General features: G+C 64.4%; 15 protein-coding genes and 1 pseudogene. 6 read left to right on the top strand and 10 right to left on the bottom strand.

Going from position 1 to position 14772, the window contains the following annotated elements:
• Positions 1–13: 13 nt before the first annotated feature.
• Both RLDS_RS30270 and RLDS_RS30265 read right to left on the bottom strand, forming a co-directional pair.
• A complete protein-coding gene (locus RLDS_RS30270) occupies positions 14–2434 on the bottom strand; it encodes a bifunctional diguanylate cyclase/phosphodiesterase (protein WP_052034064.1) in 2421 nt (806 codons plus the stop codon).
• A 178-nt stretch (positions 2435–2612) separates the two neighbouring features.
• Positions 2613–2933 (bottom strand): annotated as a pseudogene (locus RLDS_RS30265) (ATP-binding protein); the annotation flags it as partial.
• A gap of 43 nt (positions 2934–2976) precedes the next feature.
• On the opposite strand from RLDS_RS30265, the gene RLDS_RS55725 reads away from it, so the two are divergent.
• On the top strand, positions 2977–3432 hold the full coding sequence (locus RLDS_RS55725; protein ID WP_021224385.1) for a hypothetical protein: 456 nt from the start codon (positions 2977–2979) through the stop codon (positions 3430–3432).
• A 51-nt stretch (positions 3433–3483) separates the two neighbouring features.
• Here RLDS_RS55725 and RLDS_RS57350 read toward each other — a convergent pair whose 3' ends face one another.
• Entirely contained in the window at positions 3484–3567 is an 84-nt protein-coding gene (locus tag RLDS_RS57350) for a hypothetical protein (protein ID WP_456242885.1), read from the bottom strand.
• 65 nt (positions 3568–3632) lie between these two features.
• Between RLDS_RS57350 and RLDS_RS30255 the strand changes: the two genes are divergently transcribed.
• Positions 3633–4397: an IS6-like element IS6100 family transposase gene (locus RLDS_RS30255; RefSeq protein ID WP_001389365.1), complete on the top strand. Its 765-nt coding sequence runs from the start codon at positions 3633–3635 to the stop codon at positions 4395–4397.
• Here RLDS_RS30255 and RLDS_RS30250 read toward each other — a convergent pair.
• The 6 genes from RLDS_RS30250 to RLDS_RS30225 all read right to left on the bottom strand — a co-directional run bounded on the left by RLDS_RS30250 (position 4369) and on the right by RLDS_RS30225 (position 9309).
• Positions 4369–4803 carry a hypothetical protein gene (locus tag RLDS_RS30250; RefSeq protein ID WP_021224384.1) on the bottom strand — a complete coding sequence of 145 codons (435 nt, stop codon included), beginning with the start codon at positions 4801–4803 and terminating at the stop codon, positions 4369–4371. The two genes, RLDS_RS30255 and RLDS_RS30250, sit on opposite strands and share 29 nt — an antisense overlap.
• 90 nt (positions 4804–4893) lie before the next feature.
• Positions 4894–6042: a copper resistance protein B gene (locus RLDS_RS30245; protein ID WP_007683363.1), complete on the bottom strand. Its 1149-nt coding sequence runs from the start codon at positions 6040–6042 to the stop codon at positions 4894–4896.
• The gene (locus RLDS_RS30240; RefSeq protein WP_007683365.1) at positions 6042–7967 is read right to left on the bottom strand and encodes a copper resistance system multicopper oxidase; all 1926 of its coding nucleotides are present in this window, start codon (positions 7965–7967) and stop codon (positions 6042–6044) included. The genes RLDS_RS30245 and RLDS_RS30240 overlap by 1 nt, the downstream gene beginning before the upstream one ends.
• A 66-nt stretch (positions 7968–8033) precedes the next feature.
• The gene (locus RLDS_RS30235) at positions 8034–8600 is read right to left on the bottom strand and encodes an RNA polymerase sigma factor (RefSeq protein WP_007683367.1); all 567 of its coding nucleotides are present in this window, start codon (positions 8598–8600) and stop codon (positions 8034–8036) included.
• Positions 8597–9037, bottom strand: coding sequence for a periplasmic heavy metal sensor (locus RLDS_RS30230; protein WP_007683368.1), 441 nt, complete (start codon positions 9035–9037; stop codon positions 8597–8599). Before RLDS_RS30230 ends, RLDS_RS30235 begins: the two co-directional genes overlap by 4 nt.
• Positions 9037–9309, bottom strand: coding sequence for a hypothetical protein (locus RLDS_RS30225; protein ID WP_007683370.1), 273 nt, complete (start codon positions 9307–9309; stop codon positions 9037–9039). The genes RLDS_RS30230 and RLDS_RS30225 overlap by 1 nt, the downstream gene beginning before the upstream one ends.
• Positions 9310–9442: 133 nt before the next feature.
• Between RLDS_RS30225 and copC the strand changes: the two genes are divergently transcribed.
• The 4 genes from copC (at position 9443) to cueR (ending at position 13916) form a co-directional block, all read left to right on the top strand.
• A complete protein-coding gene (copC, locus tag RLDS_RS30220) occupies positions 9443–9820 on the top strand; it encodes a copper homeostasis periplasmic binding protein CopC (protein WP_007683372.1) in 378 nt (125 codons plus the stop codon).
• Between the two features lie 4 nt (positions 9821–9824).
• The gene (copD, locus tag RLDS_RS30215; RefSeq protein WP_021224383.1) at positions 9825–10769 is read left to right on the top strand and encodes a copper homeostasis membrane protein CopD; all 945 of its coding nucleotides are present in this window, start codon (positions 9825–9827) and stop codon (positions 10767–10769) included.
• Between the two features lie 394 nt (positions 10770–11163).
• A complete protein-coding gene (locus RLDS_RS30210) occupies positions 11164–13521 on the top strand; it encodes a heavy metal translocating P-type ATPase (protein WP_007683374.1) in 2358 nt (785 codons plus the stop codon).
• Positions 13518–13916 (top strand): Cu(I)-responsive transcriptional regulator, encoded by a 399-nt coding sequence (cueR, locus tag RLDS_RS30205; protein WP_004212744.1) that lies wholly within the window; start codon positions 13518–13520, stop codon positions 13914–13916. Before RLDS_RS30210 ends, cueR begins: the two co-directional genes overlap by 4 nt.
• Before the next feature lie 26 nt (positions 13917–13942).
• Here the strand turns inward: cueR and RLDS_RS30200 are convergent, their stop codons facing one another.
• Complete coding sequence (locus tag RLDS_RS30200) at positions 13943–14578, bottom strand: response regulator transcription factor (protein ID WP_007683376.1); 636 nt, start codon at positions 14576–14578, stop codon at positions 13943–13945.
• Positions 14579–14772: the final 194 nt, after the last annotated feature.

Raw genomic sequence — 14772 nt, 5'->3', positions numbered from 1 at the left:
ACCTCCCGGCATTTCACGCCGATTCGCTCTCCTGCCCCGGTTTATCATCGGGCAAAGGCAGCCGAACTGGTCTGCCCCAGAGATACCCCTGCGCTTCATCGCAACCTTCGGATCGCAACAGGCGCAATTGCTCCTCACTCTCAAGCCCCTCGGCAAGAACCGGCACTTCAAGGCTGCGGCCGAGAGCGAGAACCGCTCGAATGATCGCGCGCGCCTGATGGCTTGTTTCGGAATCGAGAAGGAAGGATTTGTCGATCTTGATCTTGTCGAAGGGGAACGAGTTCAGCGTGTCGAGCGATGAGTAGCCGGTGCCAAAATCGTCGATAGCGATCGACACTCCCAGCGCCTTGATCTGGCGCAGCACATGGAGAGCGCGGACCTTATCGGCGATAAAGGCGGTTTCGGTGATCTCGAGTTCAAGCCGAGACGCGGGCAGACCTGATTCGAGGAGTGCGCTGGTTACGACCTGGATGAGGTCGACATGCATCAGCTGGACCGGCGAAAGGTTTACCGCGATCCGCCACGGTTTAGGCCATCGCGCCGCTTCCGCACAGGCGTGTCGCAGCACCCACTCGCCGATGCGAACGATCTCGCCGCTCTTCTCGGCGATCGGGATGAATTCCGCAGGCGAGATCCAGCCGTCGCGGGGATGGTGCCAACGCAGAAGTGCTTCGTACCCGCTGACCTCTTCGGTCGCGACGTCCTTCTGGACCTGGTAGGCGAGGCTCAGCTCTCCGCGCCCGATCGCTTCGCGCAGGTCGTTGGCGATCATACGGCGCGCCCGCGCGATATCGTCCATGCCCTGTTCGTAGTAGCAGGTCTGGCGCCCAACCGTATCCTTTGCCCGGTACATGGCAAGGTCGGCATTGTTGACGATCTGCTCCCGCGTGGTCCCGTCCGTCGGAAAGATGGCGACTCCAAGACTGGCGCCCGGGAAGATTGTCACGGCGTCAAGGTCCATTGGCTGTGACAGCGCAGCCTCGAGGCGGGACACGAAGTCGGTCAGCTGTTGCTCGTCCTTGAAGGTCGTGAAAGCGGCGAACTCATCTCCGCCAAAGCGCGCCACGACCTCGCCGACGCTGAGCGTATCCGCCATTCGCGCCGCGAGCATGCGCAGAACCTCGTCTCCTACTGCGTGGCCGTGGGCGTCGTTGATCTCCTTGAACCGATCGAGGTCTATGCCGATGACAGCTACCCGCGCGTTACTTCGCGCGGCGCGCGCGAGCTCGGTATCGAGCCTGTCGGAGTAGCTGAAACGGTTCGGCAGGCCTGTCAGCGCATCGTGCAGCGCCATGTGCTCAATGCGTTGCTCCGCCTGGCGGCGGTCGGTGATATCGTCGATCGTCGTGACCCATCCGCCCTCCGGCATTGGCCGGTGCGCAATCGACAGCGTCCGACCGTCGGCGAACGGGACGACCACGGCTCCACCAGCGGGATCGGCGATGCAGGCGCGGTGCCGGCTCAAGGCATCCTGGTAAAGCGCCTCGGAAGGCTCCTGCGCATCGCGCTGCCGCACGCCCAGCCAGACGAAATGCTCGAACTCCAGGCCGACGAACTCAGGGATCTTCTCCAGTCCCAGGAGCGCGGCGGCGCGCTCGTTCGCCAGCGCGAGCCGCTGGTTCCCGTCGAACATGCAAAGGCCTTGGTGCATGTTGGTGAGCGCTGCATCGAGCTTGGCGGTGGCCTCCTTCAACGACTCCTGATCTTCTTTCATGCGGGACATGTCCCGCGTGATCTTCGCAAACCCGTGGAACACGCCTTGGTCGTCATGTACCGCTTCGATCGTCACATGCGCCCAGAAGCGACTGCCGTCCTTGCGATAACGCCATCCTTCGGCGTTGAACTTCCCGTTGCGTCTGGCGGTTTCGATACCCCGGGCCGGAAGCCCTGCCTGGCAGTCTTCCGCAGAGTAGAAGGCTGCGAGTTCAAGGCCGATGCCTTCCTCGCGTGAGTAGCCCTTGAGACGGGCAGCGCCAGCATTCCAGGATGCGACCTTTCCATCCTTGCTGAGCATATAGATCGCGCAGTCGCTGATACCCTGCACGAGAATCTTGAACTCGCGCTCGCTCGCGTCGATCGCCGCGCGGGTTCGCCGGCTGTTCGACGCCGTGATGAAGCAAAGGCCAAGGACGGCGATAGCAGCGCCGGCGACCGTCGCCGCGAGACCGGAGGAGGAAAGAAGCCCTCCCTGAGGCGTTTCGAAGCGGTCGGGGACCAACGTGATCCCCGCCATCCCGGTGAAGTGAAGCAGCAGGATCACCGAGACGATCAGCATCCCGGCTGCGACACCGCTCGCGGCGCTCCGCCTGTCCAGCGTCAAAGTAAGCGCTGGGATCATCGGCAGTATCGCGAACACGATTGAAACGATGACATAAGTGGTCGACCACGCCATGTGGGCCGGCATTTCGACCGCTTCCATTCCCAGATAGTGCATGGCTGTCAAACGGCGTTCAAAAGGGACCCCCTATCGGCGTCGAAGAGGGACCCCCTTTTCGGATATGATGCCGGTTAGTTGAAGGTCGCCTTGCGCTGCGTGCGGCGGAGGGCGGGCGTAGCCCGACCGGAGGCGCGCGCAGCGCAAGATAGATTTTTGAAGGGGCCGAAGGTGGCGGTCAGCTGCGGTTTTTGAAGCGCCAGCTGTCGTTGCCCGTCTCGATGATATCGCAGTGGTGGGTGACGCGGTCGAGCAGCGCCGTGGTCATCTTGGGATCACCGAAGACGGTAGGCCACTCGCCGAAGGCGAGGTTGGTGGTGATGATGACGCTGGTGCGCTCATAAAGCTTGCTGATGAGGTGGAACAGCAACTGCCCTCCGGAGCGGGCGAACGGCAGATAACCGAGCTCGTCGAGCACGATCAGGTCGAGCCGCGACAGCTGCGCCGCCAGGGTCCCGCCCTTGCCGATCCGGGTCTCCTCTTCGAGGCGTGTCACCAATCATAGCAGCCGGCGTCAGCTCCTGGTCTATGGCCTCAGTCTGTTGCTCACGCTGATCCCGCTTTACGGCATGGCCCAGCGTGACGGGCTCTTTCCGGATCTACTGCCAGGCAAGCCGTTTCCTGAAACAGGATCGGTCACCATCTCGAAGCTGCTAGACGGGCGCGCGATCACCAGCTCGCTGACGATCACGGCCAGCCGCGCCAATGCCGTCGTCCAACTGTTCGACCCCGCGAGCGATCGCCACCTCATGTCGATCTACGTCGCCGCCGGGCACCACGTCAGGGTGCCGGTGCCTTCAGGTACTTACCGCCTGAAGCTGGTCGAGGGACAGAAGTGGCACGGGACCGCCGAATTCTTTGGGCCTAACACGTCCTACGAAACAGTAGCCGCGCTCATGACCTTTTCTCGATCGGGCGGACGAGCGATCGACCTGCGCAGGCGCCCGGACGGAAATATGCCGACCCGGCCCGACTGGTCAGGGCCTGAGCCCTTGTGAACGGCAAGCAGCTCTTTTGGCCGCTCTTGGCAAGTGGCGCGACACCTCGGTTCAGGCGTTCGCCTCGTCCGCCCGCTCGGCGCAGCCGATACAGAAGCGGCAGGCCGGCAGGGCTTCGAGCCGCTTGGGCGCGATTTCGGGCTCTGTTGCAAAAATCGTGAAGCTTGAGCATGCTTGGCGGAGATTGGACGGACGGAACGATGACGGATTTCAAGTGGCGCCATTTCCAGGGTGATGTGATCCTGTGGGCGGTGCGCTGGTATTGTCGCTATCCGATCAGCTATCGCGACCTTGAGGAAATGCTGGCGGAACGCGGCATTTCGGTCGACCATACGACGATCTATCGCTGGGTCCAGTGCTACGCCCCGGAGATGGAGAAGCGGCTGCGCTGGTTCTGGCGGCGTGGCTTTGATCCGAGCTGGCGCCTGGATGAAACCTACGTCAAGGTGCGGGGCAAGTGGACCTACCTGTACCGGGCAGTCGACAAGCGGGGCGACACGATCGATTTCTACCTGTCGCCGACCCGCAGCGCCAAGGCAGCGAAGCGGTTCCTGGGCAAGGCCCTGCGAGGCCTGAAGCACTGGGAAAAGCCTGCCACGCTCAATACCGACAAAGCGCCGAGCTATGGTGCAGCGATCACCGAATTGAAGCGCGAAGGAAAGCTGGACCGGGAGACGGCCCACCGGCAGGTGAAGTATCTCAATAACGTGATCGAGGCCGATCACGGAAAGCTCAAGATACTGATCAAGCCGGTGCGCGGTTTCAAATCGATCCCCACGGCCTATGCCACGATCAAGGGATTCGAAGTCATGCGAGCCCTGCGCAAAGGACAGGCTCGCCCCTGGTGCCTGCAGCCCGGCATCAGGGGCGAGGTGCGCCTTGTGGAGAGAGCTTTTGGCATTGGGCCCTCGGCGCTGACGGAGGCCATGGGCATGCTCAACCACCATTTCGCAGCAGCCGCCTGATCGGCGCAGAGCGACAGCCTACCTCTGACTGCCGCCAATCTTTGCAACAGAGCCCGCCGGAGTGGTGTGGGATCATCGAGCGCAGAAAGGCCGTGTCGCCGATCGTGGTCTGCGTGCGGATGAACGCGAAGCTGCCCAAGAAGGCGACCAGCGACGCGGCGATCAGCGCGATGTTGGCGGCCTTCGACGGGAACATGTGCCGCATGGCGAGGATCATGAGCACCACCATCGGTGAGACCATCATCAGCGTCATGTAGAGCATGTTGAGGTTGTTGTAGAAGCTGTCGAGCCCGTCGATCATGACGAACATCACCAGATACATGATGACGCCGCTGATGACGGTCTGGAAGGCCAGGCTCCAATAGGCGCCCATCTTCCGTGTGCTCATGTGGGACGAATGATCCATGGCGTATCTCCTTCGTTCGGCGCAGGCCGACCTGGGTCTCAGTGTAACGCCCCGCTCTCCTGTTCGCCCCCGCCATCAGCCGTCCCGATGCTAGAACCAGAAGCGGATGCCGGCGACGAAGCTGGTGGCATGGACGTCCTCGCCGGCAAGCCTCGACAGCCGCGCCGTGTCGCCGGCTTTGCGCAGATAAGAGACGCCGATATAGGGTGCGAACTGGCGGCTGAACTCATAGCGCAGGCGCGCGCCGAGCTCTATGTTGACCAGCCCCGAACCGATGTCGTTCTCCGGAATATCCTGCGCGGCGAAATTGACCTCGGCGCGCGGCTGCAAGATCAGGCGCTGGGTAATGCGCTGGTCGTAATAGCCCTCGACCCGGCCCAGAACATCGCCCTTGGTCGAGAGGAACAGCGCGCCTTCGACTTCGAACATGCCGGGAGCCAGGCCCTCGACGCCGACCGTCGCGTAAGTGCGGTCGGGCCCGCGGCCGAAGTCCTGGCGGATACCGCCCTGAAGATTGAAATAGGGGTCGATGGCCCGGCTATAGAGCACCTGCACCTCCGCGCTGTCGATGCCGCGGCCGAACTCGCCTTCGCCCTCGCTCTTGAGCCAGAGCCGGTTGATATCGCCGCCGTAAAAGCCTTCGCCATCCCAGCGATAGCCATCGCGACCGCTATGCGCTTGATACTCGAACAGGTTGAGCAGCACCTGCCCGAAATTGTTGCCGCCGCTGTCCTTCATCATGATGTCGCGTGAGCGCGCCATCTCGGCGCCGGGAAAATCACGATCGGCGAAGTGGTCGCTGGGGGGAGGCGGCGGGGGCGCATTGCCGGCCGGAAGCGCCGTGCCGGTCATTTGCATGCCGGGCATGGCGGTCTGGCCATGCTGCGAATGGTCCATCCCGGGCATGTCCGGCATCGCGCCGTCCTGATGCTGGGAGTGGTCCATGCCCGGCATGTCCGGCATCGCGGGAGACGCGGGTTGCGGCTGACCGGCCGCATCTCCCTGCGGCGCAGGACTGGCCTGGTGCTGCGAATGGTCCATCGCCGAGGTGGCGTCTGGCGCTGGTGTCTGAGCGCGCGGCCTGGCGGCGGCCTTGTCCTTCTTCTTCTCCTGCGCCGGCGGCACCTCGCCCGGCGGCGCCATGCCGGGCATGCCGTGCATTGAATGATCCTGGGCAAAGGCGGGCGCGGCAGCGAAAAGGGCGATCGCGCTCACCAGCGGCGTGAGGATGCGGGTCATTACGCGTCTCCCTTCGGACGGACGCTCACGACCCGCATCATCCCGGCATGCATGTGGTAGAGGAGATGACAGTGGAAGGCCCAGTCGCCGACCGCGTCGGCGGTGAAGTCCCAGGTCACCTTGCCGCCGGGCTGGACGATTACCGTATGCTTGCGTGGCGCATGATCGCCATGCCCCGTCACCAGCTCGAAAAAATGCCCGTGAATATGGATCGGATGCCCCATCATCGTGTCGTTGATGAGATTGACGCGCACCCGCTCGCCTTCGATGAAGGGGATCGGCTCGTGATGGTCCGACATTTTTTCGCCGTCGAACGACCACATGAACCGCTCCATGTTGCCGGTGAGGTGAATGTCGATGCTGCGGCTCGGCGCGCGCACGTCCGGATTGCGATCGAGCGCCATCAGGTCCCTGTAGACAAGCACCTTGTGGCCGACGTCGGCGAGGCCCTGGCCGGGCTCGCCGGTGCGGTCGACGGGCATCGGCGAGATGGTCTGGACGCTCGGGTCGCGCTTCACCTGCGGCGCGTTCGAGAAGTCTCGCATCTTCATCGACCCCATCGCGTGCCCGCCATGGTCCATGCCCGCCATCTGGCCATCGGCGCCCATCGCGCCGTGGTCCATCCCGCTCATCGCGGAATGATCCATCCCCGAATGATCCATGCCTGCCATGGCGCTATTGTCCATGGTCGCCATCGCTGCCGCCGCGCCGGTCGCGAGGCGCGCGGACGCGTTCTTCTCGGCCGTCGGATCGACGCCCCGCATAGCGCCGCCCGACATGTCCATGCCTTCCATGCCCGGCATCGAGGACATGTCCATGCCCATGTCCTTCATGTCGGCGAGCGGCCGTTTGCGTAAGGGGGGAACCTCGCCGGCCATGCCGGCGCGCGGCGCGAGCGTGGCACGCGCCATGCCCGAGCGGTCGATCGCCTCGCCGACAAGGGTGTAGGCCTTGTCATCGCCTGGGCTGACAACGACGTCGTAGGTCTCGGCAACACCAACCTGGAACTCGTCGACGGTGACCGGCACCACATTCTGCCCGTCGGCCTGGACGATGGTCAGCGGCAGGCCGGGGATGCGGACGTTGAAGGTGGTCATCGCCGACGCATTGATGACCCGCAGCCGCACCCGTTCGCCCGGGGTGAAGAGCGCGGTCCAGTTGTCCATCGGACCATGGCCGTTGACGAGATAGGTGTAGGTGGATCCGGTCACATCGGAGATGTCGGCCGGGTCCATCCGCATCTGGCCCCAGTCGAGCCGGTCCTTGAGCGGCTGATCCTTGCCCGACAGGAGCCCGGCCAGGGTCTGGCGCTGGAAATTGAAATGGCCGGGGTTGACCTTGAGGCGCCGGAAGATCGCCTGCGGCGAGAGCGCGCTGTGATCGGCGAGCACGATGACATGCTCGCGGTCATAGGCGACCGGATCGGCACCGGCGGGATCGATGATGATCGGGCCGTAATGGCCTTCCTGTTCCTGCAGGCCTGAATGGCTGTGGTACCAGTAGGTGCCGCTTTGCACGACGGAGAACTGGTAGAGGTAGTTCGAGCCCGGCTTGATGCCCGGAAAAGACACGCCCGGCACACCGTCCATATTGGCCGGCAGGATCAGCCCGTGCCAGTGGATCGAGCTGTCCTCCTCCAGCTGATTGATGACGTTGAGCCGCACGCGCTGGCCCTCGCGCAGCCGGATCAGCGGGGCGGGGACCGTGCCGTTGAGGCCGATTGCCCGGAACTTGCGCCCGTCGATGGTCATCGACTGCCGGGCGATGGTGAGCGTAATGTCTTCGCCCGACACGGTCGGCAGCGTCGGTCGCATCCCCGGCGAGATCGTCTGCGCCCAGGCCGGCAGCCAGGCTGACAATGCTGCGCCGCCGCCGGCGAGGGCCGCGCCGCGGAGGAACTGGCGGCGGTCGAGAGCAGAAATCATTCGGTTGTCTCAGCTTTAAGAAAGAGGGCGTACCTATTGGGAATACGCAGCATGGCCTCATCCCCCTCAAACTTTCTTTAATATTTCCGAAAGGCGTGCCCTAGCTCGATAGAGGCGCGTTTCGACCGCCTTCTGGCTGATCCCGAGAATTTCGGCGGTTTCAGCTTCCGATTTCTCGTCGATCGTACGCAAAATAAGCGTGTCCTTGAGGGAAGACGGCAGGGCAGCAATCGCTTTCATTGCTTGCGCGAGCTGCTGTTCGGCCCCGATCGCCTGATCGGGCAGCGGTGCGTCGTCGGCGACGCCGTCCGCCTCGCCGAGCGGTAGGGCTAGGGCAAAGAAATTTCGAACCGCTCGCCGACGCCGCCAGTCATGGCATTTGTTGATGACAATCCGGGACATCCAGACCTGGAAGGGTCGGGTTACGTCATAGCGGTTGAGTGCGGCAAAGGCCGCGACGAAGCTCGCCTGGGTGACATCCAATGCCTCATCCATAGATCCGACATGGCTGCGCACGAGCCGGTGAACCCAACCTTGATGCCGGCGGACCAGCTCGCCATAGGCCGCTTGCCGGCCTCCAAGCGCCAGAGCCGCGAGCTCCCCGTCCGAGCAGTCGGGGAGGCACGCGGTCATTCGGATTTGGCCGTCAGCGCTTTCACCACGGCGTCGTCGAATTTGTCCGTCTGATCCGGGCGCAGCACGGCCCGCATCGCGAAGATATGCTCAAGTGTTTCTTTCTGCAGCGCGCCCATGGCCTGGTGCGAGCGATCCACCGCAGTTGCGACTTGCGGGCCATAGCCATGCTCCGCTTCGATCGCTTCCGCGAGACGCGCATTGTCGGCGCGCAATTCGGCCTCCAGCGCTTGACGCCGGATCGCGTAGTTCTTCTCGATTGTCTCGAGTCGGCTGTGTTGCGCTGAATTCAGCTTCAGATCGCGATGGAGCAGCTCGTGCAGCTCATTTTCGACCGGGCGCACTGGAACCACATAGACGCGGCCAATGACAACGCCAGCGATCGCCGCGGCGAAGGTCACCAGGACGAGGAGCAGGAGCCGGCGGCGGTCGCGCATCACTGCGAGCTCAGCAGCGTCGAGGGCGCAAGCGCGAGCCGAGCATCGAAGGGCGATAGCGGTTTGGCATCAGCAGACCGTGTCGAAACTGCCGAGCCGGCAATTCCGATGAACAGCGCGGTTGCGGCCGCGATGCCGAACGTCATAGCGCCAAGGCTTGGTATGGCCCGGATGCGCGCTATTTCCGCCATGACCCGGCTTTCCAGGCCGCCGAGCCTGGGATCGAGAGGCGCATCGCGCAACCGCGAGAGCAGGTGGTCAAGTTCATCCATGGTGCTTCTCCGTCTTCATCCATCAATACGCACGATGGTCCAGGAACCCTTGCTGTAGATTGAAAAGAATGATTGCGAGGGGTGGGGGCTCGGGCTGCGTATTGTCTCATGGGATCTACAGGAGAATGTTCCAATGCGTTTCTTTTCGCCTCTCGCAGTTATCGCCGCCGTCGGCCTGAGTGTTTCTGCTCCGGCCTACGCGCATCCCAAGCTTGTGTCCTCGACGCCCGCCGCGAACGCCAGCGTCTCGGCGCCGTCGCGTATAACGCTCACCTTCAGTGAAGGTCTGATGCCGAAGCTGTCGGGCGCCGAGATCGTGATGACCGGCATGCCCGGCATGCCCAACCACCGCATGGCGGTAACCGGCTTCAAGACGTCCGTCGAAGGCGACAAGACGCTCGTGCTGACGCTCGCCAAGCCGCTCATGGCGGGCAGCTATCAGGTCGCCTGGCACGTCGTCTCGACCGACACGCACCGCATCCAGGGCAATCTCGCCTTTACCGTCAAGTGACGCCATGAACGACGTGGCACTCGTCGCCGTCCGCTGGGCGCTCTACGTCGATCTCGGCCTGTTGTTCGGCCTGCCGCTGTTCGCGCTCTATGCGCCCGGCGGCGGCCGGATGGTACAGCGGCATCTGCCGATGGTAGCAATGGTGGCCGGTCTCGCCTGTCTCGCCCTCCTGCTGTCGGCGCTGGGGTTCGCGTTGCAGGCAGCGGCCATGACCGGGCTGCCGCTCACCCAGCCTGATCTTTCCATGGTCGCAGAGCTGTTCAACGGCACGTCCATGGGAACGGCGCTGAAGGCGCGCCTCGTCGCGCTCCTCGTTCTTCTGCTCTCCATCCCCTTCTATCGCCGGCAATCCCGTCCTGCCTTCATCGCCTCCACTCTGGCAGGCGCGGTCGCACTCGCGACCCTCGCCTGGAGCGGGCATGGCGCGGCCGGCGAAGGCGAGGCGGGCTGGCTGCAACTGGGGGCCGATCTCATCCATCTGCTCGCCGCGGGCGCCTGGGTCGGCGCGCTTGCCGCATTCCTTGCGCTGGTTCTTACCAGGCTCGCAACCGATGATCTCGCCACTGAAGACATGGACCGGGTCATGCTCGCCGAGGAAGCGCTGCGGGGCTTCTCCTTCGTCGGCACGATCATCGTCGCCCTGCTGATCCTGACCGGGACGGTGAACGGCTGGTTCCTGGTCGGCCCGGGCAACATCGCGTCTCTCGGGCAGTCGACCTACGGCCTGCTGCTCATCGCCAAGCTGCTGCTCTTCGCCGGCATGCTGGGCCTGGCCGCGCTCAACCGTTATCGCCTGACCCCGGCACTTGCGCAGGCGATCGAGGAAGAGGACGCGCCACGGGCGCAGGCGCTGCTGCGCGCGAGCCTCGTCGTCGAAGGCAGTCTTGCGATCGTCATTCTCGGGCTGGTCGCCTGGCTGGGGACACTGTCGCCACCCATGTCGATGTAGTTTATCGTTTCGAACGCCTCGCGTTGGGAGAAGCCAATGCAATCGTACACCCCGCCGCGCGGGACTGGATCGACGAAAGACTATGATCGCGCGATCCGCCTGTGGGCGCGGGAGAAGCGGTGGCGTGCCGCCATGCTTGCCATGCTGCGCCCGGATTGGCGCCTGGTAATCGCCGATTATGGCCGCCAGCACGGGTCTCATGCGGCTCGCCTTCCGCCTGACCGTTCAGCGGCTCGATGGCATCGACGATACCCAGCCCAATGCCGACGGCGTGCTCCCCGGCCTGATGGCGGCCAAGCGAACGGGCCCGCCGATTTGGCCACTTAGGCGATTACGTATTGACCCTGACACGGTGTCAGACCCTAGATCGTCAGGCGTCGAAAGGAGCGAGGCGATGAACGAGACACATGGAGCGGCGCATGGCGGCGGTTGCTGCGGCGGCCACGGCACCGCTAAAGCGGCGACCGGCGTCAAGGACCCGGTCTGCGGCATGACCGTCGACCCGGCGACCACGGCGCATCACGCCGAGCATAGCGGTGAAAGCTATCATTTCTGCAGCGCGGGCTGCCGGACCAAATTCATCGCCGATCCCGAGCGCTATCTCGGCCCGCCGACGCCGCCGGTCGCGGCGCCCGAAGGCACGATCTGGACCTGCCCGATGCATCCCGAGATCCGCCAGGACCATCCCGGGTCCTGTCCGATCTGCGGCATGGCGCTCGAACCCGCGACCGTGACCGCCGACAGCGGCCCCAGCCACGAGCTAGTCGATTTCACGCGGCGCTTCTGGGTCGGCCTCGTGCTGGCTCTCCCGGTGCTGATCCTCGAGATGGGCGCGCATGTCTTTCCCGCGATCCATCGCCTCGTGCCGATGTCTATCTCGGTATGGATCCAGTTCGTGCTGGCGACACCCGTCGTGCTGTGGGCGGGCTGGCCGTTCTTCGAGCGTGGCTGGGCCTCGCTCAAGACCCGCAACTTCAACATGTTCACCCTGATCGCGATGGGGACCGGGGTCGCCTGGATCTACAGCGTCATCGCGACGCTCGCGCCTCAGCTGTTCCCGCCGGCCTTCCGCGGCGAGGACGGCATGGTTGCCGTCTATTTCGAGGCGGCCGCGGTGATCACCGTCCTCGTGCTGCTCGGCCAGATGCTCGAACTGCGCGCGCGGGAACGCACCTCGGGCGCGATCAAGGCGCTGCTCAACCTTGCACCAAAGACCGCGCGCCGGATCGGTTCTGATGGGAACGAAGAGGAAATCAGCCTTGATCTGGTTGCGGTGGGCGACCGCCTGCGGGTGCGGCCGGGCGAGAAGGTGCCGGTCGACGGCGTAGTCGAGGACGGCCGCTCCTCGCTCGACGAGTCGATGGTCACCGGCGAATCCATGCCCGTCACCAAGGCAAAGGCCGACACAGTGATCGGCGGCACGCTCAACCAGACCGGTGCGCTGGTGATCGTCGCCGACAAGGTCGGCCGCGATACCATGCTCGCACGCATCGTCCAGATGGTCGCTGAGGCGCAGCGCTCGCGCGCGCCGATCCAGCGCATGGCCGATCAGGTGTCGGGCTGGTTTGTGCCCGTGGTCATCGCGGTCGCGGCCGTCGCGTTCATCGCCTGGGGCATCTGGGGTCCCGAGCCGCGCTTCGCCTATGGGCTGGTGGCGGCGGTCGCCGTGCTGATCATCGCCTGTCCCTGCGCACTGGGGCTGGCAACGCCGATGTCGATCATGGTCGGGGTCGGCCGCGGCGCCGGGCTCGGTGTCCTCATCAAAAATGCCGAAGCACTCGAGCATATGGAGAAGGTCGACACTCTCGTCGTCGACAAGACAGGCACGCTGACCGAAGGCCGGCCTGCCGTCACCCAGGTCGTGCCGGCGCCCGGCTTCGACGAAGCCGAGCTGCTGCGTCTTGCCGCCTCGGTCGAGCGGGCGTCCGAGCATCCGCTCGCGTTGGCAATCGTCGAGGCCGCGAAGGATCGCGGCATCGTCACGAGCGACGTCATCGACTTCGACTCGCCGACCGGGCGCGGCGCGCTCGGCACGGTCGAAGGGCGGCGCATCGTCCTCGGCAATGCGCAGTTCCTTGCCGACGAAGGGGTTGCGACCGATGCGCTCGCCAGCCAGGCCGACGCGCTGCGCCGGGATGGCGCCACCGCGATCTTCATCGGGGTCGACGGCACAGTCGGCGGCGCCTTCGCGATCGCCGATCCGGTGAAGGCCACGACACCAGAAGCGCTCGCCGCGCTCAAGGCGGAGGGCATTCGCGTGGTCATGCTGACCGGCGACAACCGCACGACCGCGGAAGCGGTCGCCCGACGCCTGGGCATCGACGAGGTCGAAGCCGAGGTGCTGCCCGATCAGAAGAGCGCCGTGGTCGCCAGGTTCAAGCGCGAGGGGCGGGTCGTCGCCATGGCCGGCGACGGTGTCAACGACGCCCCCGCGTTGGCCGCCGCCGACGTCGGCATCGCCATGGGTTCCGGCACCGACGTCGCGATCGAGAGCGCTGGCGTCACGCTGCTCAAGGGCGACCTGACTGGCATCGTCCGGGCGCGGCGGCTCAGCCAAGCGACCATGTCGAACATCCGCCAGAATCTCGTCTTCGCCTTCATCTACAATGTCGCGGGCGTGCCCGTAGCGGCGGGTGCGCTCTATCCGCTGTTCGGTATTCTGCTCTCGCCCATTATCGCGGCGGCGGCGATGGCGCTCTCTTCGGTGAGCGTGGTCACCAACGCGCTGCGCCTCAACCGGAAAGCACTGTGAACATCGGCGAGACGTCACGGCAGAGCGGCGTCTCTGAGCGGATGATCCGCCATTATGAAAAGATCGGCCTCATCCCGGCGCCGGCGCGTCGGGGTGCTGGCTATCGTGACTATGGCGAGCGCGACCTCCATCGCCTCCGGTTTATCGCCAATGCCCGCGATCTCGGCTTCCCGATCGAGGAGATCCGCACGTTGCTCAGCCTTTGGGCCAATACCGGCCGTGCCAGCGCGGAGGTGAAGCGGCTTGCCCTTGCCCGCGCCGATGAGTTTCAGCGCAAAGCCGAGGCGTTGACGGCGCTGCGCGACACGCTAATCGACCTGGCTGAGCGCTGCCAAGGCGACGAGCGGCCGGATTGTCCGATCATCGCCGAACTGGCCGCGGCCCGATCCGCATAGCATCCGGCATCGCACGGCCGAGAATTTTAGGGGTGCCCGTTTTCGGTCGATTCGTGCAGGTCGACGGCGAAAGCGATCCGCAACAGGTCGGGCAGGCTTTGCGCGTTGAGTTTGATCATCAGACTGGCCCGATGCAGCTCGACCGTGCGCGACGTGACGCCGAGTTCATCTGCGATAAGGCTATTTGGATAGCCTCGCGAAATTCCTCTCAGAACGGCCCGTTCGCGCTGCGTCAGTCTCGCGGCTTTCGAAAGAGCGTCGGCCTGTTCGGAGGCACGACGGGCTATACTCTCAAGCCAGCTGAAGCCGCGGTCGATCGCGCCGAGCAATGCGGCCTTCTCGACCGGTTTGGCGAGAAAGTCGGCAGCGCCCGCCTTCATCGCCTGTACGGCGAGCGTAGGATCGCCATTGCCCGTCAGCACCACGACGGGCATGTCGATACCGCGTCGCGTCAGCTCCGCCTGAACCTGCAGGCCGTCCATGTCGGGCATGTGCATGTCGAGAACCACGCAGCCTTTCTCGGCGTCCTCTGCGCTCAACAGAAACTCCGGCCCCGAAGCGTAGGCTTCTACGGCAAACCCTGCGGTCCGCAACGTGAAACTTAGTGCTTTTCGTATTGTCTCTTCGTCATCGACGATATGCACGACGCGCTTGTTCCCCATAGCCCCCGAGATCGATCAATACGCAGTGCCGCGAGGGCAGCGCTTCAAGGGATACTTCTCTGCACGTTGGACTATGGTCCCAGGTCAAGAGTAAAAATTTGGCGAGGCAAAACGGCGAAGGACAGCGAAACTGTGAGGGTTCGGCTACTCCGCTCACACCAATGCCGCGGTCGCTGCGGCTCATTGCCGGGTCT

The sequence above is a fragment of the Sphingobium lactosutens DS20 genome (assembly GCF_000445105.1).
In the GTDB taxonomy this organism is placed as follows: domain Bacteria; phylum Pseudomonadota; class Alphaproteobacteria; order Sphingomonadales; family Sphingomonadaceae; genus Sphingobium; species Sphingobium lactosutens.
This window is presented reverse-complemented; position numbering and strand designations above follow the sequence as displayed.